Annotated in this window: 17 protein-coding genes and 1 pseudogene; 13 read left to right on the forward strand and 5 right to left on the reverse strand. The window is 42.7% G+C overall.

The window, feature by feature from the left end; genetic code table 11:
• Nucleotides 1-61 precede the first annotated feature (61 nt).
• On the forward strand, nt 62-1,396 hold the full coding sequence (locus FTU98_RS05850) for an alpha/beta fold hydrolase (RefSeq protein ID WP_180050697.1): 1,335 nt from the start codon (nt 62-64) through the stop codon (nt 1,394-1,396).
• A 59-nt stretch (nt 1,397-1,455) separates the two neighbouring features.
• Here FTU98_RS05850 and FTU98_RS05855 read toward each other — a convergent pair whose 3' ends face one another.
• Entirely contained in the window at nt 1,456-2,346 is an 891-nt protein-coding gene (locus tag FTU98_RS05855) for a class I SAM-dependent methyltransferase (protein WP_004974878.1), read from the reverse strand.
• Nucleotides 2,347-2,872: 526 nt separating this feature from the next.
• Nucleotides 2,873-3,976, reverse strand: coding sequence for a beta-N-acetylhexosaminidase (gene nagZ, locus FTU98_RS05860; protein WP_167846325.1), 1,104 nt, complete (start codon nt 3,974-3,976; stop codon nt 2,873-2,875).
• 194 nt (nt 3,977-4,170) lie between these two features.
• Between nagZ and FTU98_RS05865 the strand changes: the two genes are divergently transcribed.
• From FTU98_RS05865 to FTU98_RS05900, 8 genes and pseudogenes are all read left to right on the forward strand, one after another.
• Nucleotides 4,171-6,375 (forward strand): carboxy terminal-processing peptidase, encoded by a 2,205-nt coding sequence (locus tag FTU98_RS05865; RefSeq protein WP_096901393.1) that lies wholly within the window; start codon nt 4,171-4,173, stop codon nt 6,373-6,375.
• Between the two features lie 323 nt (nt 6,376-6,698).
• Nucleotides 6,699-8,765 carry a bifunctional diguanylate cyclase/phosphodiesterase gene (locus tag FTU98_RS05870; protein WP_180050699.1) on the forward strand — a complete coding sequence of 689 codons (2,067 nt, stop codon included), beginning with the start codon at nt 6,699-6,701 and terminating at the stop codon, nt 8,763-8,765.
• A gap of 3 nt (nt 8,766-8,768) precedes the next feature.
• A pseudogene (locus tag FTU98_RS05875) lies at nt 8,769-9,005 on the forward strand (Fic family protein); the annotation flags it as partial.
• A gap of 136 nt (nt 9,006-9,141) precedes the next feature.
• A complete protein-coding gene (locus FTU98_RS05880) occupies nt 9,142-10,734 on the forward strand; it encodes a peptide chain release factor 3 (protein WP_004974887.1) in 1,593 nt (530 codons plus the stop codon).
• Nucleotides 10,735-10,897: 163 nt separating this feature from the next.
• Nucleotides 10,898-11,713 carry a hypothetical protein gene (locus tag FTU98_RS05885; protein WP_004974888.1) on the forward strand — a complete coding sequence of 272 codons (816 nt, stop codon included), beginning with the start codon at nt 10,898-10,900 and terminating at the stop codon, nt 11,711-11,713.
• Between the two features lie 49 nt (nt 11,714-11,762).
• A complete protein-coding gene (locus tag FTU98_RS05890) occupies nt 11,763-12,779 on the forward strand; it encodes an RsiV family protein (protein WP_180050701.1) in 1,017 nt (338 codons plus the stop codon).
• A gap of 1 nt (nt 12,780) precedes the next feature.
• Complete coding sequence (locus FTU98_RS05895; protein WP_004974890.1) at nt 12,781-13,605, forward strand: TatD family hydrolase; 825 nt, start codon at nt 12,781-12,783, stop codon at nt 13,603-13,605.
• Nucleotides 13,606-13,673: 68 nt separating this feature from the next.
• Nucleotides 13,674-14,447, forward strand: a complete 774-nt coding sequence (locus FTU98_RS05900; RefSeq protein WP_179995073.1) for a ThiF family adenylyltransferase — start codon at nt 13,674-13,676, stop codon at nt 14,445-14,447.
• A gap of 62 nt (nt 14,448-14,509) precedes the next feature.
• Here the strand turns inward: FTU98_RS05900 and dusA are convergent, their stop codons facing one another.
• Nucleotides 14,510-15,532, reverse strand: coding sequence for a tRNA dihydrouridine(20/20a) synthase DusA (gene dusA / locus FTU98_RS05905; protein WP_180050703.1), 1,023 nt, complete (start codon nt 15,530-15,532; stop codon nt 14,510-14,512).
• A gap of 230 nt (nt 15,533-15,762) precedes the next feature.
• On the opposite strand from dusA, the gene FTU98_RS05910 reads away from it, so the two are divergent.
• Nucleotides 15,763-16,407, forward strand: a complete 645-nt coding sequence (locus tag FTU98_RS05910) for a hypothetical protein (RefSeq protein WP_004974903.1) — start codon at nt 15,763-15,765, stop codon at nt 16,405-16,407.
• A 28-nt stretch (nt 16,408-16,435) separates the two neighbouring features.
• On the opposite strand, the gene FTU98_RS05915 is transcribed toward FTU98_RS05910, so the two are convergent.
• Both FTU98_RS05915 and FTU98_RS05920 read right to left on the reverse strand, forming a co-directional pair.
• A complete protein-coding gene (locus FTU98_RS05915) occupies nt 16,436-17,626 on the reverse strand; it encodes an MFS transporter (protein ID WP_096901400.1) in 1,191 nt (396 codons plus the stop codon).
• A 94-nt stretch (nt 17,627-17,720) separates the two neighbouring features.
• Complete coding sequence (locus FTU98_RS05920) at nt 17,721-18,644, reverse strand: DMT family transporter (RefSeq protein ID WP_104852536.1); 924 nt, start codon at nt 18,642-18,644, stop codon at nt 17,721-17,723.
• A gap of 882 nt (nt 18,645-19,526) precedes the next feature.
• Here FTU98_RS05920 and FTU98_RS05925 point away from each other — a divergent pair.
• The 3 genes from FTU98_RS05925 to FTU98_RS05935 are packed head-to-tail and all read left to right on the forward strand — an operon-like array spanning nt 19,527 to nt 22,438.
• Nucleotides 19,527-20,654, forward strand: coding sequence for a Re/Si-specific NAD(P)(+) transhydrogenase subunit alpha (locus FTU98_RS05925; protein ID WP_004974923.1), 1,128 nt, complete (start codon nt 19,527-19,529; stop codon nt 20,652-20,654).
• A gap of 11 nt (nt 20,655-20,665) precedes the next feature.
• Nucleotides 20,666-20,989, forward strand: coding sequence for a proton-translocating transhydrogenase family protein (locus FTU98_RS05930; RefSeq protein WP_004974924.1), 324 nt, complete (start codon nt 20,666-20,668; stop codon nt 20,987-20,989).
• A 3-nt stretch (nt 20,990-20,992) separates the two neighbouring features.
• Nucleotides 20,993-22,438: an NAD(P)(+) transhydrogenase (Re/Si-specific) subunit beta gene (locus tag FTU98_RS05935; protein WP_104852534.1), complete on the forward strand. Its 1,446-nt coding sequence runs from the start codon at nt 20,993-20,995 to the stop codon at nt 22,436-22,438.
• The last annotated feature ends 231 nt before the right edge of the window (nt 22,439-22,669 follow it).

A 22,669-nucleotide genomic window follows, 5' to 3' on the forward strand; every position in this document is an offset into this window, starting at 1 on the left:
GTAATCGTTCAATTACGAACACTTGCACAATAAAAATAAAATGCGCATGGAGGTAAGGAATATGAATTCCATGATCCAGATGGATACGGATGTACAGGACGCAAGTTCGCATGTCTTTTTTTTTGATATTTACGATAAGCACAGCTTTAAACAACCCGCTCGTACTACTTGGATTAGTGGTTGGAAAGTGGAATACATGGCAATTGCTCAGCCAGAAACCGCTCATTTAACCCCAATTGTGATTATTGGCGGTGCATTCCAAAACTTTAATTCATATAAATATTGTGTGGAACAGCTCTTTCGTGCTGGGCCAATTATTTTAATTGATATGCCATCTATGGGCGCCAATCAGCAAATGACCAATGTGGAAACAGGTGAGTCGGCAGGAACGCTAGAACTGCATGATTTAGGTCAGATGTTGGGTGATTGGCTGGATATTGTCGGCTTAGATAAAGTATCCGTCATGGGCATGTCATTGGGTTCGGTGGTGGCATCGTGTCTAGCAGATCAGCGTCCTGAATTGATTGATCGCATGATTTTAATGGGGGTTATGCAAAAGACCCGTAAAAGTTGGCGCATGTTGCTTGAAGAATCACTGCATTTAATGAAAGAGCAGCGCATGGATGAATTTGGTCAGGCGGTGATTTTATACTTGGTCAATCATGCCAAAATGGAACAAACTCGCATGTCACCGACTGCAAAGCGTTTGTTTTACCGACAAATGGCCGACTTTACCGCTACAGAGCAAGATCGCTACGATGTGAACTGCAACCGTTTATTGCGGTTAACCAATGTGCCTATTCCGCAATGTAAGGTTTTGGTGGCGTGTGGGCAATATGACAGTTTTACCTTGCCGCATGAAAATGCCAATTTTGCCTTACAGTGCCCGAACATGGAATTTGCCATGATTGCCAATGCAGATCATGTGCCGCAATTACAGCGCCGTAAAGAAACCATGAATTTATTTGCGACCTTTTTAAGCGATGAATCTATTCAGGACTTAGATGGCATTATTCCAATGACACGTGCGCAACTATTGACGATGGAACGCCGTGGAGAAGCGCGTATTCGGGTGCAAAATCCGCAAAGTCATTTGCAGTATCGTCATTCTGATTTGAAAATTGCCACGCACATTGTCGATTTAAACTTCTTTGGTGTATTGCTTGATTTTGAAAATGCTGCGTTGGCGGCACAAGCAGCACAGTTTGAACGAGATATGGCCTTAGAATTACAGGATGAGGAAGGCAGTTTTAGCATTGAATGTTTAATTTTTGAAAGCCAAGGGCAGCAACTACGCGCATTATTTAAGCATGGTAGTTTTGAGGTGGCAGAGCGTTTGTTGCGTTATGTGGAACGTCAAAAAGCGGCTGCACAAAATTTGGAATATGCCTGTTAGTAGATAAAATCAGTGCTTGGTTTAAAATTATCCAAAGAAAATAGAATCAAAATAGCGTGTTAAACCACGCTATTTTTTTTGTAGGCATGAACCATCCAGACTAAATCGCCTAAATGTTCTGCGGTTGTTTTTTCTAAAGAGCTGTTGGAAAAATACAGTTGTGGTTGTTGTAGCTGCACTTGCTCAAAACCTGCATTTTGAAAAAACTGAGTTAATTCCTGCGGAGATTGAAAGTGAAAGGTGAAAGCACTGCGTGACATAAATTTCAATAATCGGCTGCAGTTCCAAATAAAATTGGCGAGCTTGTTTTTGACGGGTTCAGGGTAAATATCGGTTAAATAATGCAGTTCTGGAAAGTCTTGGGTGTAGTTACACATGCCATTTAACAGCTGTTGTAGCATGTCTTTGCTGAAGTAGTTAATTAAACCTTCACTAATAATTACTAAGGGCTGCGAGTGATCAAAATATTCAAAGGCCTGTTGAAAGGATTCACTAAAAATATCGGCGGTGAGAACTTCAGGTGCGTCGTGGTCAATTTGTCGTAACGCTTGAGTTTTAATTTGCGCCATATCAGGCAAATCCAGTTCACGGTAATTCAGTTCAGGATATTTTTGTCGAAAGTTCCAGCTGCGTGGTGACAGCCCAGATGCAATTTCGAGCACTTGTAATTGCGGATGTTGCTGAATCAGTGCGGTTAAGTGTGCATCAATCATTTGGTGACGTTGTTTGAGGGTACTGCGCATACTGCCGCCCACATGACGTTCTGCCCAGTTTTCTAAAGGATGTACCAATTTGGCTAAAAACTTACCTTTTCGGGTCGCAAATACAGGATGTGAAATCCCCCTTTGATACCAGATATATCCCGTATAATGTGCGGTAAAAGAAATATGCCGATGTTTGGACAATGCAGTCGTGTCTGAGCGAGTTGGCTTGGCATCCGAGTTGTGCATTTCAGTCCTTTTTTCTGTCGTGATTTTGCTGTTCAGCAATGTTTTTGTCATTTTCGTATAGACCTTAATTGTTTGTATGGTGGTCGTTGTCTTTTTAGGCATGCTTTGACACTCAAGCTGCGGTGTCAGGCATATACTCAAAATAGAATAAGTTTATCATAATCAAAAAGGAACACGCTGTCGTGTTCCTTTGTCGTATAAATGCTGTGAAAAAGTGAAGGCGTATAGGGTCTGTTGACATTTCATAAATGGCTTGCGCTGTAGGCTAAAACTGAGCAGATCAGGCATAAAACGCAGGGAATAGTGGACCTATTTTCAAGTTCCATAACGCAATCTGAGAAAGTTTTAGCCACAGCCTTTCAGGACGAGCATATTTTTTGCTGCTATTGCGTTATGTGCCAGTCATTTAGAATGACTAAATTTCCTGTCCCATGCCTTATATCAGCTAAAAAATCTTGCGAGATATATCTCTCACGTCGCAAACATAGACGAATTGTCAACAGACCCTAGTTAGTTTGTGGTGATCTCAAGTCGCAGCGTTTTTAGTGGTACTTGAATAATTGGTCGGGTCGTGACTAGTTTGTGCTGCCAGTAGCGTGGCACTTTGTTCTTTAAATACCAAGATACGATCACGGACGCTTCGCCATTCATCACCCAAGTCTAAAACTTCAGCAATGCTAAACTCTGCACTAAGCTCAGGGATTTTACCGCGCATGCGTTCTAAACGTGCCTGATTCGGCAAGGGTAAATCGGCAATCGCATTTAAAGCCAATCGTTGTGCAGCACGGTTGTTGCAGACCAATCCCATGTCACAGCCTGCAAGCAAAGCGGCATGAATACGTGCATCGGCATCGCCTGCTACACAAGCCGCCTGCATGCTTAAATCATCCGAAAAGAGTACACCATCATAGCCCAAGTCTTTGCGAAGCACTTGCTGTAACCAAAACTCAGAAAAACCTGCAGGGTTCGGATCGACCTGATCATAAATGACATGCGCAGGCATGAGCGCATCCAGTTGATTTTGCAGTTGGATAAAGGTTTGCATATCCTGTTGTTGAATTTCGGCAAAAGAACGTGAATCTATCGCGGCAGCAACGTGAGAGTCTGCTTTAACCGATCCATGTCCAGGAAAGTGTTTGCCTGTGGTTGCCATTCCTGCACGATGCATTCCACGTAAAAAAGCATCTGCCAAAGCAATAATATCGACAGGACGCGCAGCAAAAGCACGATCTCCAATGACATCACTGATGTCATTTAAATCTAAAACAGGCGCAAAACTAAAATCAATGCCTACCGCTAATACTTCGGTGGCCATCAACCAGCCACATTCTTCGGCTAAATCTAAGGCACGTTCAGGTTCGTTTTGGTATAACTCGCCAAATCTACCCATAGCAGGCAATAGGGTAAAACCTTGTTTTAAGCGTTGTACGCGTCCGCCTTCCTGATCGACTGCAATTAAAATATCAGGGCGTACCTGACGCATGTGGTCGGTCAAGGCGCGTACTTGCGCAGGAGATTGGATATTTCGGGCAAATAAAATGACTCCACCGACTTGCGGAGCGCTTAATAGTTCAATATCTTCTTGAGTAAGTTCTGTGCCAGCGATGTCGAGCATCAATGCGCCAATCATATTGGGTGTCCGTATTCGATTTTTATCAATAAAAAAACAATACCTGAATTCTGCAATGATTTGCTACATTTTGACAGCACAGATTATGATAAAACTACACGACAGACCCAAATTAAGTTGTATAAGATTTTGAATCTGCTCAATTCATTGTGAAAAGCAGAGATTGGTCAAAAACCAAGGACGTAAATATTTTTATGAAACTTCAAACCATCGCTTGTGCGGTTGCAATAGCAACTGGCGGTTTTTTCTTTTCTCACGCCATTAACGAGGCAATTGCAGCCAATAATACCGCTGTCGTTGCTAACAGTATTGTGCCGACGCAGGAACAAGCTTTGGTTTCGCGTCAATTGGCGACCTTGGTCGATCGTCAGCATTATTTAAATCAGCGTTTAGATGCTGCGACGTCGCAGCGCATTTTTGATTTTTATATCGACAGTTTAGACCCTGACCACACTTTGTTTTTGGCTAAAGAAGTTGAGCAATACCGCAAACAATATGCAGCAACATTTGGCGCTTCATTAAAAGCAGGCAATTTGGCTGGACCGTATCAAATTCATGCACAGTATCGTGAACGCTTAAAACAGTTTTATCATTTCATGTTGGCAGAGCTGAAAAAACCACAAAATTTAAAACAGCCAAATGTCACGATTGAAACAGATCGGGAAAAAGCACCGTTCTTTAATACTGAAGCAGAAATGCGTAAGCATTGGCAAAAAATGCTGGTGTCGCAGCTCATTAACCTGACCATTAGCAAAGAAGAAGAATTGGCAAAACAAAAAGCCATTAAAGATAACCCTGAATTGACTAATGGGCAGGATTTGGCAAGTCCAGAAGATTTGACACCAGTTCAGACTTTAACCAAGCGTTATACCCGCCAGTTAGAGCGAATGGATCGTTTAAAGAGCGATGACGTGCTGGATAAAACTTTGAATGCGATGATGCTGACTTATGATCCGCACAGCAATTATTTCCCACCTGTCGATGCGATGGAGCTGAACCGTCAAACGACTTTGCAGCTTGAAGGAATTGGGGTGTCGATTCGTCCTGAACGGGGCAATGAAGACTACACTAAAATTGAAACCATTGTTGAAGGTGGCCCTGCAAGTAAAACAGGGCAGGTGAAATCGGGTGACCGCATTATTGGTGTGGCGCAAGATGGCGAAAAAATGGTGGATGTTGTGGGTTGGCCGAGTAATGAAATTGTTGGGCTGATTCGTGGTAAACGTGGCACCAAAGTCACTGTGCGTTTGTTGGGTGCGGGTGCGGCGATGAATCAGGCGCGTAATGTGACCATTGTGCGTGATGTGATTCAGGAAGAAGATGCGGGAGTTCGCTCACGAACGATTGACATCAAACGTGATGGTCAAACTTATACCTATGGTGTGATTGAAATTCCATCGTTTTATTTGAATTACCGTGCGCGTCGTGCAGGTAATGAATATCGCTCGGTGTCGGAAGATACCAACAATGCCCTGAAAAGTTTGGCGGCCAAAAATGTCGCAGGGATTATTGTCGATTTACGTAACAACCCTGGCGGTTCACTAGAAGAAGTGGCACGTATGCTTGGGCAAGTAATCAAATCAGGCCCTGTAGTGCAAATTCGTGATGGCAATGGCAACGTGAGCGTATTTGAAGATGACGATGGCGGTGCACAGACTTATGCAGGCCCATTGGCAGTGATGATTAACCTTGCTTCTGCTTCGGCCAGTGAAATTTACTCTGCTGCAATTCAGGACTATCAGCGCGGGATTGTGATTGGTAGCACCACCACAGGTAAAGGTACAGCGCAGGTACAACTCGACACCTTAGCCTATGGGCAGGCGACCTTAACTCAACGTAAGTTCTACCGTATTACAGGTGGAAGTACCCAAAACAAAGGTGTGATTCCTGACATTAAACTGGTGGATATTTACAATGAGGAGTTTGGTGAACGCAAAGCGAAAAATGCTTTGAAGTGGGATACTATTCCAACTGCACCATTTAAGCGTGAAGGTTCAGTACAGCCGTACATCACCAAGCTAGGGCAATTGTCACAGCAACGTGTCACGCTTGATCCGCAATTTCAATATTTGGAACAACGTAAGCAAATTGCCAAACAAACTGAAGATCGCAAAAGCATTGTGTTAGATATTGAACAACGCAGAGCAGAGTTGTTAGCTTTGGAGCAACAAACGCTGACTGCGGAAAACAAACGCCGTCAGGAAACAGGTTTGAAACCATTTGCTAATTGGGAAAGCTATCAGGCATCTATTGATGCTTTGGCAGAAGCGCGTGCCAAAATGAAAGCGGCACAACGCCCTGCTTTACCTGAGGAAGAAGCTTTTGTGATTGAAGCAGCGCAGGTGTTGCAAGACTATGCCATGTTACAAAAAGGTGTTTCTGAGCCGAATCAACCTTAAAACAATGTTAGAATCTTAATCAAATAGAACCAGCAGCTAAAAGTTGCTGGTTTTTTTCATCCTAAAGCGAAAAGTAAAGTGACAAGATGCATATAGCTTTGAGTCAGACAGCTATTTTTAGCAGTTTTGAATTGCCATTATTTCATGATGACATATTATATATTTGACTATTGACCAAAGCGGAATAGTATTAGACTCTTAAGTCAATGCAGTCTTTGCTAGATCAATCCGTCGTTCAGGTTGCTTTTTAGTTATTATTTATAAGAGAGTGTGAGATTGAGTAGCCGAAAAACAATATAATATGACAGAGATGGATACATCTAATGATGCATGTACATTATGATCTGAGCTTGGTAATCGGCTCGGTAGCAATCTCAGTGTTGGCCTGCTATTTTGCAGTGTCTGTTGAGCAAATGCTTTTTCAAAATGTACGACAACAACTAAAAAAAATTGCATTAATCATGAGTGGTTTGCTGCTGGGTGCGGCAGTGTGGAGTATGCATTTTGTGGGCATGTTGGCATGCCAGTTACCTGCACCGTATCAATTTGATCTTAGCTTTACGACCCTATCTTTTGTTATTGCATTTATCGCTTCTACGTTTGCGGTTTGGCTGACCACGCAATCGACCCTGCCTGTGGCGCGTTTGATCCTGAGCGGCATTTTGATGGGGTTGGGCATTTCAGGCATGCACTATACGGGCATGATGGGAATTCAGGTAGAAGGCTACCGTAGTTATTATGATCCCACGATTGTTTTACTGTCTGTATTAGTGGCCATTGGCGGTGCAATACTTACCTTTTGGTTTATGTTTCATTCCAAGTGCAGAATGGGGCGTCAGGCACAATATAAAATTTTCATTGCGGTGCTCATGAGTCTGAGCATTGTTGCCATGCACTATATAGGCATGGAAGCACTGCATTTTTACTCTACAGCAGATTTGCCTCAATCAGGGCACTTCCAGATCGGGCAAGGGCCAGCTCTGTTGGTGGTTATTTTAGTGACCAGTCTGATTTTTGCTGCTGCGGTGGGCGTATCTCTGCTGGAGCTGCGCTTAGAAGAAAAAAGCAGACAATTGTCTTTAGCCAACCGTGAATTGGCCAATCAGGCAGTCAAAGATAACCTGACCAAATTGCCCAACCGTTTATATTTAGCCGAATATGCACAATTGCTTTTTTCTGAGCATCGGCAAAAAAATACTAAAATTGCGTTTTTGTATATCGACTTAGACCGCTTTAAAGCGGTGAATGACGTATTTGGACACCATGTTGGCGATCAATTGCTGATTCAGTTGTCTAAACGTGTGCAATCCCACTTGGGCGAAAATACCCAGTTATTAAGAATTGGTGGCGATGAATTTCTTTTGGTGATTGAACATACCGATATCGCAGAAGCCACGCTCATTTCTGAAAAAATATTAGAACTGATTCAGCAAAGTTTCTTAATTGCAGGCAAGGTCATTAATATTTCAGGCAGTATTGGCATTGCGATGTATCCAGAGCATGGCACCAATTTGCAAGATATTTTAATGAATGCTGATGCGGCGATGCTGACCTCTAAATATCAGGGGCGTAACACCAGTTCGGTATTTAATTATGATCTGGAGTTACTTGAGGCCAAAAGCCAAAGTAAGTTGATTAATGATTTATATAAAGCGGTTGAACAACAACAATTTGCGTTGTTCTATCAGCCAAAGTTTAAAGCCGCTGACCATAAAATTTGTGGCGTAGAAGCTTTAATTCGTTGGTATCACCCCGTACATGGTTTACTTACCCCAAATATGTTTATTAAAGGGGCTGAAAAGACGGGGTTGATTATTCAAATTGGCTATTGGACGCTAGAAGAAGCCTTTAAACAAATTCAAATTTGGGAAAGATCGGGTGCACCGTTATTTCCTGTGGCTGTGAATTTATCGGCAGTGCAGTTTGAACATAAACACTTATTTTCGACGTTAGAAAACTTGTTTAAACGCTATGAGATTCAACCCCATCACCTGATGATTGAAGTGACTGAAAGTACAGCAATGCATCATATTGAATCGAGTATTCGTAGTTTTGAGCGTTTGCGTCAAATGGGGATTCAATTGGCGATTGATGATTTTGGTACAGGACATTCGAGTTTCTTGTATTTGAAAAAATTGCCAGTCGATGAGTTGAAAATTGACCGTGCTTTTATTTTAGATTTGTGTTTGGACAGCAAAGAAGAATTAATTTTAGAAAGTATTATTCAGTTAGCCATTAAACTGGGTTTAACTGTGACCGCTGAAGGGGTGGAAACGCCATTGCAAGCTGAGATTTTAACCCGTTTAGGCTGTCAGCAATTACAGGGCTACTTATTAGGCTTACCAATGGATGTTGAGCGTTTAGAAGAGCTGTTTAAACATTCGGCTTAAGCTAGCGATCATGCTACCGCTCAAGATAGCGTACAAGTGAGCGACCAAGTCCAGCGTTTAATTTCAGTGATGAAACAAGATGAATATAGTTTGGCTGAGTTGATGCAGTTGTTAGGTTTAACTCATAGCGCAACATTCCAAAAGAACGATATGAATCCTGCCATAGAAGTAGGTTTGATTGAACGTACGATTCCAGAAAAACCGAAAAGCCAAAAGCAAAAGTATAGATTGAAAAAATAACTATATTCTCAGTTGTGGATAAATTAGAACATATCAACAATCAATAAAATTTGATTCAAATCTGCTACAATTACGCCAATTTTTCATATTGATCATTTTGATCTTATACACTGCGGTTCTGCAGTAGGTGTCTTGCATGAGTTTTAAAGATGAGTTAGCGGCGCAGGTCGCACAGCGACGTACTTTCGCGATTATTTCCCACCCCGATGCTGGTAAAACCACCATGACAGAAAAACTGCTGTTATGGGGACAAGCCATTCAAGTTGCAGGGATGGTAAAAAGCCGTAAGTCAGATCGTGGCGCAACATCTGACTGGATGGAAATGGAAAAAGAACGTGGTATTTCCATTACAACTTCGGTGATGCAATTCCCGTATAAAGACAAAATGATTAACCTGCTCGATACCCCAGGGCACGAAGATTTCTCTGAAGATACTTACCGCACTCTAACTGCGGTGGACTCTGCACTGATGGTGATTGATGGTGCGAAAGGTGTCGAAGACCGTACCATTAAATTAATGGATGTGTGTCGTATGCGTGACACACCCATCATTTCATTCGTCAACAAAATGGACCGCGAAATTCGTGAACCATTAGAGTTGTTGGATGAAATTGAAAATGTCCTCAAAATTAAGTGTGTGCCAATCACTTGGCCAATGGGTACAGGGCGTGATTTCGCAGGGGTGTTTAACCTCATCGAAGAAAAGTTTTATGTGTACAAATCAGGTTTTGGTTCAACCATTCCTGAAATTGAAGTACGTGATGGCTATAACCATGCAGACCTACGTGAAAAAGTAGGTGAATTGGCATGGGCGGCATTTGAAGAATCACTTGAATTGGTACAAATGGCGAATGAGCCTTTAGACCGTGAAGAGTTTTTAGCGGGTCGTCAAACACCAGTGCTATTTGGTACTGCTTTGGGTAACTTCGGTGTAGATCATGTATTGAATGCATTCAGTGAATATGCGCCGCCGCCAAAAGCACATCCAACGCAAGACCGTATTGTAGAAGCCAATGAAGAAGGCTTTAGTGGTTTTGTTTTTAAAATTCAGGCCAATATGGATCCGAAGCACCGTGACCGTATTGCTTTCATGCGAATCTGTTCAGGCAAGTATGAAAAAGGCTTAAAAATGAAGCATGTGCGTATTGATAAAGATGTACGTATCAGCGATGCCTTGACCTTCTTGGCAGGTGACCGTCAGCACCTCGAAGAAGCTTGGCCGGGCGACATTATTGGTCTACATAACCACGGGACGATTCAAATTGGCGATACCTTCACTTCGGGTGAAAAGTTGCAATTTACAGGGATTCCGCACTTCGCACCTGAAATGTTCCGTCGTGTACGCTTGAAAGACCCATTGAAGTCCAAACAGCTGCAAAAAGGCCTTAAAGAGCTTTCAGAAGAAGGTGCAACGCAAGTCTTTATGCCACAAAACAGCAATGATTTAATCGTAGGTGCTGTTGGTGTGCTACAGTTTGAAGTCGTCGCCTATCGCCTGAAAGAAGAATACAAAGTCGATTGTATTTACGAGCCTGTCAGCATCAACACGGTACGCTGGGTGTCTTGTGCCGATGAGAAAAAGTTTAACGAATTTAAGAAAAAAGCCCACGATCAGTTGTCTGTCGATGGTGGTGGTCACTTAACTTATCTCGCGCCAAGCCGTGTGAATTTACAGTTAATGCAAGAGCGTTACCCTGACATTGAGTTTAGAAATACACGCGAGCACTAAGCCGTTGCTAATGTTTGATCTGGCAGGTGCGATCAGCGTAGCGTAGATGAATGTTCAGCGTTGCTAAAAGTTTCAAAATTAAAACAGCTTCTTTAGGAAGCTGTTTTATTATGGGGGCGGTAAAAGATTAAAGATTATTTTTGATAAGTGAATTGGGGAAATCATGCAGCAAAAATCGGTTTATCTGGGTGCAATTTTGAGCGGGATGGTTTTGCTTAGCGCCTGTGACTCATCTAAACAAGATCAAAACTCAGATGAGCAAACGTCTATTTTTCAGAAAGATCAAGCGGATGTTTTACCGTATTTGAATATCAAGCAACAGGCAGCAGAAATTGCCTTGCCATTTTGTGAAAATAAAAACTGCATTGAATTAGAAGTACAAACTTTAAATACCCAAGATACATGGCTCAACAGTTGGATTGCAAAAAATCAGGCCATGGTGATTCAAGACCAAATTGGCTTAAAACAAAACATGAATTTGCAGCAAGCCGTAGATGCCTATGTGAAAAAATCCGATGCTTGGCAGGCACAATTAGATCAAAATAAAGCTTATGAATTGGCGATGTACACCCGTATGGCATATCAACGCAATCAATATGTTTTGTTGCAAGTCGGGGTAGATAGCAAACAGGAAGGCACGCAAGTCAAGGAACGCTATTATTTCTTTGTGGCAGATCGGAAGCAGCAAAAAGCCTTGTCTGTTTTAGATGTGATTGATGCCAAACAACAAACCCGTATGAATACTTTTGTACAGCAGGCCTATCAGGATTGGCTCAAAACACAAAGCAGTGACGTGCAAAAAGCAGCACCTGCCAAATTATACTGGGGGCAGGCAGATTGGTTTTTTGATGATCAGGGCTTAGGATTGCATTATCGCACCCATGAAATTGTCAAAGATGGCACGCAGTTAGATATTTACCTAAGCAAAGCACAAACACAACAAGTTTTAAAAGCAGACATCTATCCATCTATGTTTTAGTAGGTGAGTACGGTGACAAGCAAAAATAGATGAAATCAAGGTTGGATCCATGTTGAAAAATAAAAGTATTTTGGCGATCATTATTTTAATTACAACGCTAGGGATTACTGCATGTCAGCCAAAGAAAACCGAACCAGAAACAGTCGAGCCAGAGCAGACGCAGGCGGAACAACAAAGCTTAAAACTGGTCGGGGATACTGAAAAACTGAATTTGTCGTTGCCTAAATGTGAAGGGAATAACTGCCCTGAAATTTCAATTGAGCGTTTGAATAGTAATCAGGCCTTTATCGACCATTTTATTGATCAGAAAATTATTCAAGAATTGGCACAAATTTTAGAAATTGCACCACAGCAGGCGGCTTCTGAGGCTATAGCAGTTGAGAATGCAGCCAGTGAAAATACAGCAGCCAGTGCTGCAGATGCACCTGCCAGCAACCCCACTGCAGCAGCCATTGCACAAGTGGAAACTTTGGCGCAAAAATTAGAAAAACAAACTGTGCCTTATGTGCAAAGCTTTTTGGTACTTGATCAGGAACTGAAAGCTTTAAGCTCAAATCATAAAATCAGTTTGATGATTAAGCCTAAAATTTTGAATGCAGATCAGCCTTTGGCAACCGTGGTACTGAATAGCAGTAGTTATTTGGGCGGAGCGCATGGTGCATCGGCACAGCAATACTATAATTTTGATTTAGAACAGAAAAAATTAGTATTGTTAAATGACATTCTGTTAGAGAAGCAGCGTCCACAATTGGAGCGCAAAGCCTACGAAGCGTTTAAACAATGGGTCATCGCATCTGAACTTTCCACCAATGTGCAAGAATATGAACAAGCGTGGAAATTTAAGCTGTCGGAAAATTACTATTTAGGTCAACAGGGTTTAATTCTGCAATACGCAGAATATGAAATAGGCCCTTATGTCGTTGGTTTACCGCGTTTAACCATTCCGTATGCAGAACTGCAGGGGATTTTAAAAGCTGCGTATTTGCCTGTAACAGAAGCAGCCTCTGAAGCAACCGCAAAATCTGCCGAAGCCAGTGCAGTAAACACAACCAAAGCGAAATCTTAATATGAGCATTGCGCTGTTTGATACGCATACCCATTTTGATGTACCTGATTTTGACTCAGATCGGGAGCAATTGGCGTATGCGGCCAAGGCAGCAGGCGTAGAACATTTGGTACTGATTGGCTTTGTACAATCACGTTTTCAAGATTTAATCTCTACACAACAGTTTTTAAACCAACTTGAGCATGTGCCACAAAGTCATCTTGCACCAGGCTTGCATCCTTTTTATATCGAACAACATCAAGACCAACATTTACAAGATTTAGAACATTTTTTGCAACAACAGCATTGTGTCGCGGTGGGTGAAATTGGCTTAGACACTTTTTTGGTTGAACATAAACAGCCTGAAGCGTTTCAAAAGCAGCAAGATTTTTTTGCCGCGCAATTGGAAATCGCACGCCATCGACAAAAACCTGTACTGCTACATATTCGTAAGGCCCATGCCGAAACCTTAAAAATACTCAAACAACAACAATTTCAGTTTGGTGGCATTGCACATGCTTTTAGCGGTGGGGTAGAAGAAGCCAAAGCACTGATCAAATTGGGCTTTAAAATTGGTGTGACAGGGCAGATTACCAATCCCAATGCAAAAAAACTGCGCCGTGTTGTGCAGGAAATTGGTGCTGAACATTTGGTTTTGGAAACCGACTGCCCCGATATGACGCCTTTATGTTGTCAGACAGATACTCAATCACGAACCCGAAATACCCCTGCGAACCTGATTTATGTGCTTGAAGGTTTAGCGGATTGTTTAGATATTGCACCGCAAACTTTAGCCGCACAGATTTGGCAGAATAGCATTCAAATATTAGACTTGCCTAAACTTTAGATGAAACAACACGAAGTCTGCGAAACGCAGTAAAATGCCCACACTTTGAAATTAGATTTGATTGCAGCATGACAGACCTTCTTCAAGATGATGAATATGAACGCCGTTTTGCGGGTGTGGCCAAGATTTATGGCGACAGTGCTTTTCAGCATTATGCCCAAAGTCATGTCATGGTGATTGGAATTGGCGGTGTCGGCTCTTGGGCAGTTGAGGCGTTGGCACGTACAGGTATCGGTGAACTAACATTGGTGGATATGGATGTGGTCGCAGCATCTAACATTAACCGTCAATTGCCTGCCATGAGCTCAACTTTGGGGCATGAAAAAATTAATGTCATGGCAGAGCGTTGCCGTTCTATTAATCCACGTATCAAAATTAATTTGGTTGATGATTACCTCAGTCCAGACAACGTCAAAGCCTTATTGGCGACTGCACCTGATTTAATTTTAGATTGTATTGATGACGTAAAAGCTAAACTGGCTTTGATGCTGCATTGTCGTTTTAACAAGATTCCGCTGATTGTTTCGGGTGGTGCAGGTGGAAAACTTGATCCGTTGAAAATTCAGGTGGCAGATTTATCTAAAACCGAACAAGACCCAATGTTGGCCAAATTGCGCGCCCAATTACGCAGCAAAGGTATTTGTAAAAAGCCAAAAGAAAAGTTTGGGATTACCTGTGTGTATTCCATCGACAATCCATTTTCCAGTGCTGATGTTTGTCCAAGCGCAGGCTTGCGCTGTGGCGGCTATGGTTCGGCAGTGGTGGTCACGTCCAGTTTTGCAATGGTAGCTGTTGCAGAAGTGTTGAAAAAGTTAGATGCCTTACAGGCTAAAAATACATAAATTAAAGCCATGCGAGGCATGGCTTATAAAAAATTCTTTGATTTTGTACATCGTCAATGACTTTATTCAGTAGGTCGTTGTAGCTGTTGCTCTTTTAAATAGTCTTCCGTACGCTGCATTGCTGCTTGAATGTTGACCAATGCTTGCTCTACATCGGCAAATGTTTTGGCATTGCCGCCACTTAAGGCTTGACGCCATTTACGTGCACCTGGCAGGTTTTGGAATAAACCTAAAATATGGCGAGTAATGACGGAAAGTGGCGCACCTTGTTGCAGACGTTGTTCAATATACGGCAACATGCGTTGCATAATCTCAAAACGGTCAGGCAATTCTAGCCCCGACAACTGCCCAAGCTCTGCCAGTAAATAAGGGTTGTGATAGGCTTCACGACCAATCATCACCCCATCGACATGCTTGAGGTGTTGTTGGGTTTCGGCCAAGGTTTTAATTCCGCCATTAATTTCAATTAACAATTCGGGGCGGTCTTGTTTTAGACGATACACATCCTCATAACGCAGCGGTGGTACTTCGCGGTTTTCTTTAGGCGATAAACCTTGTAATAAGGCAATTCGGGCATGCACGATAAAGTTATTGCAACCTGTTTGAGCCACGGTATCCACAAAATGCAGCATCTCTGCATAAGAGTGCATGTCATCAATCCCGATTCGATGTTTTACGGTCACAGGAATATCAACAGCTTGACGCATGGCGGCAATACACTCTGCCACCAAGTCTGGTTCTGCCATTAAACACGCACCAATTTTATTGTTTTGTACTCGATCACTTGGGCAGCCAACATTCAGGTTGATTTCATCATAACCCCAGTCTTGTGCCATTTTACTGCAGGTCGCAAGGTCTTTCGGATTTGAACCGCCCAACTGCAAGACAATTGGATGTTCTTCCTTGCTGTAATCTAAATGGCGCTTGGCATCACCAAATAAAATTGCGCCTGTGGTCACCATTTCAGTATACAGAATGATATTGGGGTTAAATAAACGTGCAAAAAAACGGTAATCGCGGGTAGTCCAATCCATCATAGGGGCAACCGAAATGCGAGGTTGTAAAGTTTGGATGGCACGTGTCATAACCCACCTGAATTGAAAAACAAAAGCACAAGACCGCGCATTATACGGGGTTTAAGTGAAAATCGACAGTATCCCCAACCCACATCCATTGGCATTAACTTTGCTTTGTTCGCTATGAACAAAGCAGCGCAACCGTAGATGCTAAAGCGGAACTGCTCAGTATTTGTATGCGTAGCCGTTTTTTAGTATGTTGAAAAGATAGGATAACGCAGCATAAGAGGGAAAATAAAATGTTGGTATTAGAAGAAATTTATCGAACTAAGAAAAATGAATTTTCAACGGCATTTAATTTACGCATGCAGCGCAGTTTAAGTTGGTGGAAAAAAGCCATTGAGTTTCATGATGATGTCGATATGCAATTTATGACAGCATGGGTGGCGTTGAGTGCCTTGTATGCGCAAGGTCAGACGGCAGAGCATACACAACAGACTTTGCAGCAATTTGTGCAGCGCATGTATCAAAAAGATGTCGATCAGCGCATGGCGAGAATTATTTGGGAAAAATATCCACAAAGTTTAGAGGTGTTGCTGACCAACCCTTATTTGTATCAAAGTTTTTGGGATTGGCGTAATCAAAAAATGACTGAAGCTGAATGGCGTGCAGATTATGAAGCAGAGAAACAGCAGATTATGCAGGCATTGCACATCCATGATTCAGCTACAATTTTGGCATGTTTGTTTAAGCGCTTATTGACGTTACAGCAGCAACTTTTACAAGGTGGTGCAACTTATAACAGTGCAATCAACCGCAAACAACTCAGCCATGCCAATACTTTACTGTGTGCGTTGATGCCGTGTTTTATCCAAATCTTATTGGAAAATTTAGAAAATGTGGAATTGAGTCAGCCATTTTACCCTGTGATGCAAATGTCTTAAGCGACTTGCTTGATTGTAATCGCAGCGTTTAAGGCATGGCGGTGTGTTGACGTTGATGCTGCCAGTCGAGTAGGGCAAAGCTCATTGCGGCGGTAACAAAACACAAACCAACTAGGCAACTCCATAACCATCCACCGTGTTGCCATGCATAGATTCCCAAGGCAGAACCACAAGCACCGCCAGTAAAATAACTGGTCATATAAATTGAGTTAATCCGCGATTTGGCATCGGGGCGTAAGCGAAAAATTACATTTTGGTTGCTGCTGTGTACGGTGGCAAGCCCAAGGTTAATTAAGCCAAAACCAAGAATATAGCTCCATAAGCTAAATTGTCCGTTGTATAGAAAGACCCAACTGATTGCCAATAGCGCCAAACCACCCCACGTCAGCGCTGTAACATAGCCACGATCTGCAATTTTCCCCACGTGTTTGGTCGAAAGAGCACCGAATACACCCACCATTGCCACAATGCCCACCATAAAGTCAGCTAAGCCAAAACTGGATTTGAGTAATACTGCAATGGTGGAAAACAACACGCTCATCGCTGCAAAAGCAAACGCACCGAGCAAGGCACGATAGACCAAACGACGTTCTTCTAAAATGAGTTTGCCCATAGACTGAAACACGGCCAAATAGCTGAGTTTGCTGGTTGAGATAAAGGGTAAGCGTGCTTTGAGTACCGCGGCAATGCAAAGCATCAGCACACCGCTAATCAGGTAAATCACTTTCCAATGGAATAAGTTGGACAGCAAACCTGCCAAACTGGTCGAAAGTAAAATACCGACCAATAAACCACTCATCAATAAACCGACCACTTCACCCATTTTTTCAGGTTTTACGGTCATGGTGGCAAAGGGAATTAAGACTTGTGCTGCAACTGAAAACAGCCCTGTGATAATCGTGCCAATCCATAGCATGCTTAAATTGCTGGAAAAGGCACATAAAAATAAGCCAATCGAGGCCAAAAACATCAATAAGGGAATGAATTTGGTTTTATTGACAATATCGCCCATGGGCACAATGAATAATAAACCCAGAGCATAAGACACTTGTGCAAAAGTCACTGTCAATGCCACTTGGGATTGCGGAATTTGGAAAGATTGATGAATCGAGTAAATCAGCGGTTGGCAATAATAATTCGCCCCCGCGCATAGACCACAGGCGATCGCCATCAACCAGAGCAGGGTTTTATCTTGGCTGATGTCGGGTGCAGTGTTCATAATTATCCTAAGGTCAATGGTAAAACGGGGTTGCAGTAGCTCAAAGATTGAATCCAATATTCAACTTCATTAGTGGCAGGATGTCGCCTTTAACTTAATGAGAGAACTTGTTTTTGGACAAGGTGATCATCATCACGCCTACAATATTGAGCATGCAGCCGAACCATTGTATGCCATTTAGATGTTCACCTAAAAATGCTGTGGCCAATAGAATCGTCAAGATGGGGCCAATTGAAGCAATCATGGCCGATTGTGCCGCACCTAAACGGGCGATACTGTGCGCCATGAGTAAGGTGGGCAAGACTGTGACAAATATCCCTAAAGCTATGCCATAGCCCAGCACTTCTACAGGCAGTTGTTGCACCAGTCCCAGTGGATTCGGTGTGACCAAACTGTAATGCGTAAGCGTACCGATGCAGGCAATACTTAAAGCCAGACCTGTAAAATTCCATGAACCAAAATGCTGAATCAGGCTTTTGGTCAGCAATAAATAGCCTGCAAAACACACTGCACTGGCGAACACCAAACTACTGCCTAACCAAAAATACGTGTCATGTGGGGTATTGCTCTGTTCCTGTAACATCACAATCACTGTTCCGCCATAACTCAGAGCAATTGCAAACAGACTCAGCCAGCTCAGTTTCTGCCGATACATTACGCTCGAAGCCAGAACGGTGAGCGTTGGATATAAAAACAGAATAATGCGTTCTAATGAAGCGCTAATGAACATCAGCCCTAAAAAATCCAGCCAGCTAGAAAAATAATAGCCCATCAGACCTGCAAAGATCAGCAGCAGCCAATTGCGTGTAGAGATGTTGCGACTGTGATGGCGATTGAGCCAACAAATCAGCAAGAAGAAAGGCAGGGCACTTGCCATGCGCAAAGCCATGAGTACGGTTGCATCGACCAACGGTGAAAGTGCATAAGCCTGTTTAATAAAAATGGCTTTGGTACTAAACAAAAAGGCTGCAAATAAGGCAAAGATGGAGCCCCATTGTGTGGCGTTAAGTCTGATCATGAAAAATGCTGTCGAGCAAGGTGGATGCAAGAGAAGTGACACATGCCGCGCACACAAATGCAAGTTGCATGATAGATAAAGGCAGATGCGACTGCATGGATCAAGCTGTGTGTGCTGTATTTGAGCAAGCATAGCCGATTTTATGCAGATGGTCTGCTTGAGATGGCATAAATTTTGTGAAAAGTAGAGTAAATGGGATTTGCACGATAATGGTGCAAATTAGTTGAAAATATTGCAAAACAGAGAAAATCCATCATCAGACAAAATGACGCACAAAAAAAATGAAAAAAATAGCAGCACTTAACTTAGACCTGAGTTGAATAAATTCAAGCTTCTTTTAAAAGTTTTACTGTTTCAAATATTCGGTTTTACTCATAAGGCAAAGGTAGGTTTTTCTAAGGTTTTCAGATGCGCAAAACACTTCTAAATTGAACCATGTTGTGCGGTGTAAAAATTGTCAAAAAAGTCAATTTGGTGTTTAAGTTTTTGCTTTTAGCGCTTAAATGTATAGATATGCAATCTTTTAGCGCTAAGTCGGATTTTCCCAATTAAGTGAAATGCGTGTCAGAATGATCAATGCTTAATTCATTTAAATGTGGTCAACTGCAAGCTCAAAGCATCGCTTTTTTTCTTTTAGACACTTCAAATCGAAGTTTTGCTGAATAATTAGACTTATATTCAAGAAGCAAAACTTATCAATTATATCTCGCAACAATATTTTTATGAATCATCAGTTCAAAATATGGGTATTTATTAAATAAATATTGGGTGGTAATTTAAAAATGTTGCATTAGAATCCAAAAATTCAACAAAACTTATCCTGAGGGGAAAGCATCGTTATCCACGATGTTGACTTAAGAAAAACTAGCTTGAGGAACGCTCATGCAGATCGGAATTCCAACCGAAACTGTTGTCGGTGAAAATCGTGTCGCTGCGACGCCAGAAACAGTAAAGAAGTTGATTAGCGCGGGTCATAGCGTAGTCATTGAACGTGGTGCAGGCGTAAAAGCCGCTTATATCGACAGCGCTTATGAACAAGTAGGCGCGACCATGACAGATGATGCTTATCGCGGTAGCCAAATGATTTTGAAAGTTCGTGCCCCAAAGGGTGAAGAAATTCAAAAACTTGCACCGAACAGCACTGTGGTGGCGATGTTTGATCCTTACCGCAATACTGAATTAGACCAATTTGCTGCGGCTCAGGTGTCTGCATTTGCTTTAGAGCTTTTGCCACGTACCTTGTCGCGTGCGCAAAATATGGACGTGTTGTCATCACAAGCCAACTTGGCAGGTTATAAATCTGTGTTGTTGGCTGCAGCAGAATATCAACGCATGTTCCCAATGTTAATGACGGCAGCGGGTACTGTAAAACCTGCGCGTGTTGTGATCATGGGTGTGGGTGTTGCTGGTTTGCAAGCCATTGCAACAGCGAAGCGTTTAGGTGCTGTAGTCGAAGCAACTGACTTGCGTCCAACGGCAAAAGATCAGGTGGAATCTTTGGGTGGTAAGTGGTTAGACGTACCAATGTCTGAAGAAGAACAACAAAAAGCTGCCGATGCTGCCAAAAATGGTTATGGCTGGATGCCTGGTGAACAATACATTAAAGACCAAGCAGTGATTGTCGATAAAGCCGTTTCTAATGCGGATATCGTGATTACCACTGCGTTATTGCCGGGTCGTGATGCACCGCGTTTAATCAAAGCGGAAACTGTGGCAAAAATGAAGCCGGGTTCTGTGATTTTAGATATGGCAGTCGAAACGGGCGGTAACGTCGAAGGTTCACAATGCGGTGAAACTGTAGTGACTGCCAATGGTGTGAAAATTTTGGGTATTCCAAACATTCCATCGACTGTATCGACAGAAGCATCTGCACTATATGCGCGTAATGTGTTGAATTTTGTTGAAACATTATTTGATAACGACAAGAACTTCGCATTGAATCCTGAAGAAGAAATTCAGAAAGCGTTGCTGGTCACTCATAACGGTCAAGTGCTGTTAAAGCGTGGTTAAGGAGAATTCTCATGGTTGAAACAATTACGATTTTTGTCCTTGCCATCTTCGTAGGTTACTACGTGGTGTGGGGGGTAACACCTGCGTTACATACGCCATTAATGGCAGTAACCAATGCACTTTCTTCAATCATTATTGTAGGTGCGATGATTCAAACTGTTGGTCTACCAATCATGGGTGTAGAAGGCAGTGTCGATTTCCAAACCATTAATGTGGTGAGTGTACTGGGTGCGATTGCTGTGTTCTTGGCAAGCATCAATATTTTCGGTGGTTTTGCAGTGACTGCACGTATGCTGGAAATGTTCAAACCAAAAGCAAAGAAAAAAGAGGGCTAATGCATGGAATTTATTCGTGAATATGCAGACTGGTTCTATTTAATCGGGGCTGTGCTCTTTATCTTAACTTTACGTGGTTTGTCTGGGCCTAAAACTGCGATTGCGGGCAACCGTTACGGCATGATCGCAATGGCGATTGCAGTCTTGACTACATTCTTTGTGGCAGACAATCCAGTTGTGTGGATGATTCTGGCAGCTATGGCAGCAGGTGCGGTGGTGGGTATTGCCCGCGCACGTACGGTGCCAATGACTCAAATGCCTGAAACTGTAGCGTTAATGCACTCTTTAGTCGGTTTGGCTGCAGTTTTAATTGCGATTGCTGCGATTATTCATAACAACAAGTTGATTGAACTTGGTCCAGACTTGTTGGCTACAAATGGCATTACTTTCCATGAAATGAGCAAAGTTCATTTATTTGAATTGTTTGTGGGCTGTTTCGTGGGGGCGATTACCTTTACTGCATCTGTTTTTGCATACGGTAAATTGGCGGCGAAGAAATGGGCAAAAACTATTTCGGGTGCATGGGTAAAACCTGTTCAGGCGTTAATTTTCCTTGCCATGCTCGGTTTTGGGATTCACTTCTTCCTGAGCGGCAACATGACTTCATTCTGGGCAATGACAGGTTTAGCATTGGCATTCGGTTGGGTATGGATTGCACCAGTGGGTGGTGGTGACATGCCAGTTGTGGTGTCATTGTTGAACTCGTTCTCAGGTTGGGCGGCAGCAGGTATTGGTTTCACACTTGAAAACAACATGCTGATTGTTGCAGGCTCATTGGTCGGTTCTTCAGGTGCGATTCTGTCTTACATCATGTGTAAAGCCATGAACCGTTCAATCATCAACGTATTGTTTGGTGGTGCGATGGGCGGTGCAGCAGCACCAACGGCAGCAGCGGGTGCGCAAGTACAACGTAACTACCGTTCAGGTTCTGCTGATGATGCTGGCTTCTTGATGTCAAATGCAGACAGCGTAGTAATTGTACCGGGCTATGGTATGGCGCAAGGTCGTGCACAGAATGCGGTCAAAGAATTGGCCAACTTGTTAAAAGAGCAAGGTGTAACTGTTCGTTTTGCGATTCACCCAGTGGCAGGTCGTATGCCGGGTCACATGAACGTATTACTTGCAGAAGCAGACGTACCGTATGAAGACATCTTAGAAATGGACGAAATCAACTCAGATTTCCCGGCAACAGATGTGGTGTTGGTGATTGGTGCAAATGACGTAGTTAACCCTGCGGCAAAAGACGATCCAAACTCGCCAATTTACGGCATGCCAATTCTTGAAGCGCATAAAGCACGTACCATTATGGTCATCAAGCGCTCAATGGCAACAGGTTATGCGGGTCTAGACAACGACTTGTTCTATAACGACAAGACCATGATGATCTTTGGTGATGCCAAGAAAGTTGTGGAAGATATGACTAAATCAATCAACGGTACAGGTCACTAAGACACTGTTTCCAGATATGAAACCGCCTTCGGGCGGTTTTTTTTATGGCTGATGTAAAGTGGTTAATTGAGATCAGGCAGATTGAGTTCGGGCGAGTTTTATAGGATTGGTTTGAAGCAATGTATTGGGTAGGGGATGATATAAACCAATATTTGGTGGGTAGATTAATGCGATATAAAAATGATTAGGGATATGAGCTTCAAAAGATCTGCATTAAAAAAGCGACTTATT

Origin of the sequence: Acinetobacter sp. YH12211, assembly GCF_013418015.1 — a bacterium.
GTDB lineage: Bacteria > Pseudomonadota > Gammaproteobacteria > Pseudomonadales > Moraxellaceae > Acinetobacter > Acinetobacter towneri.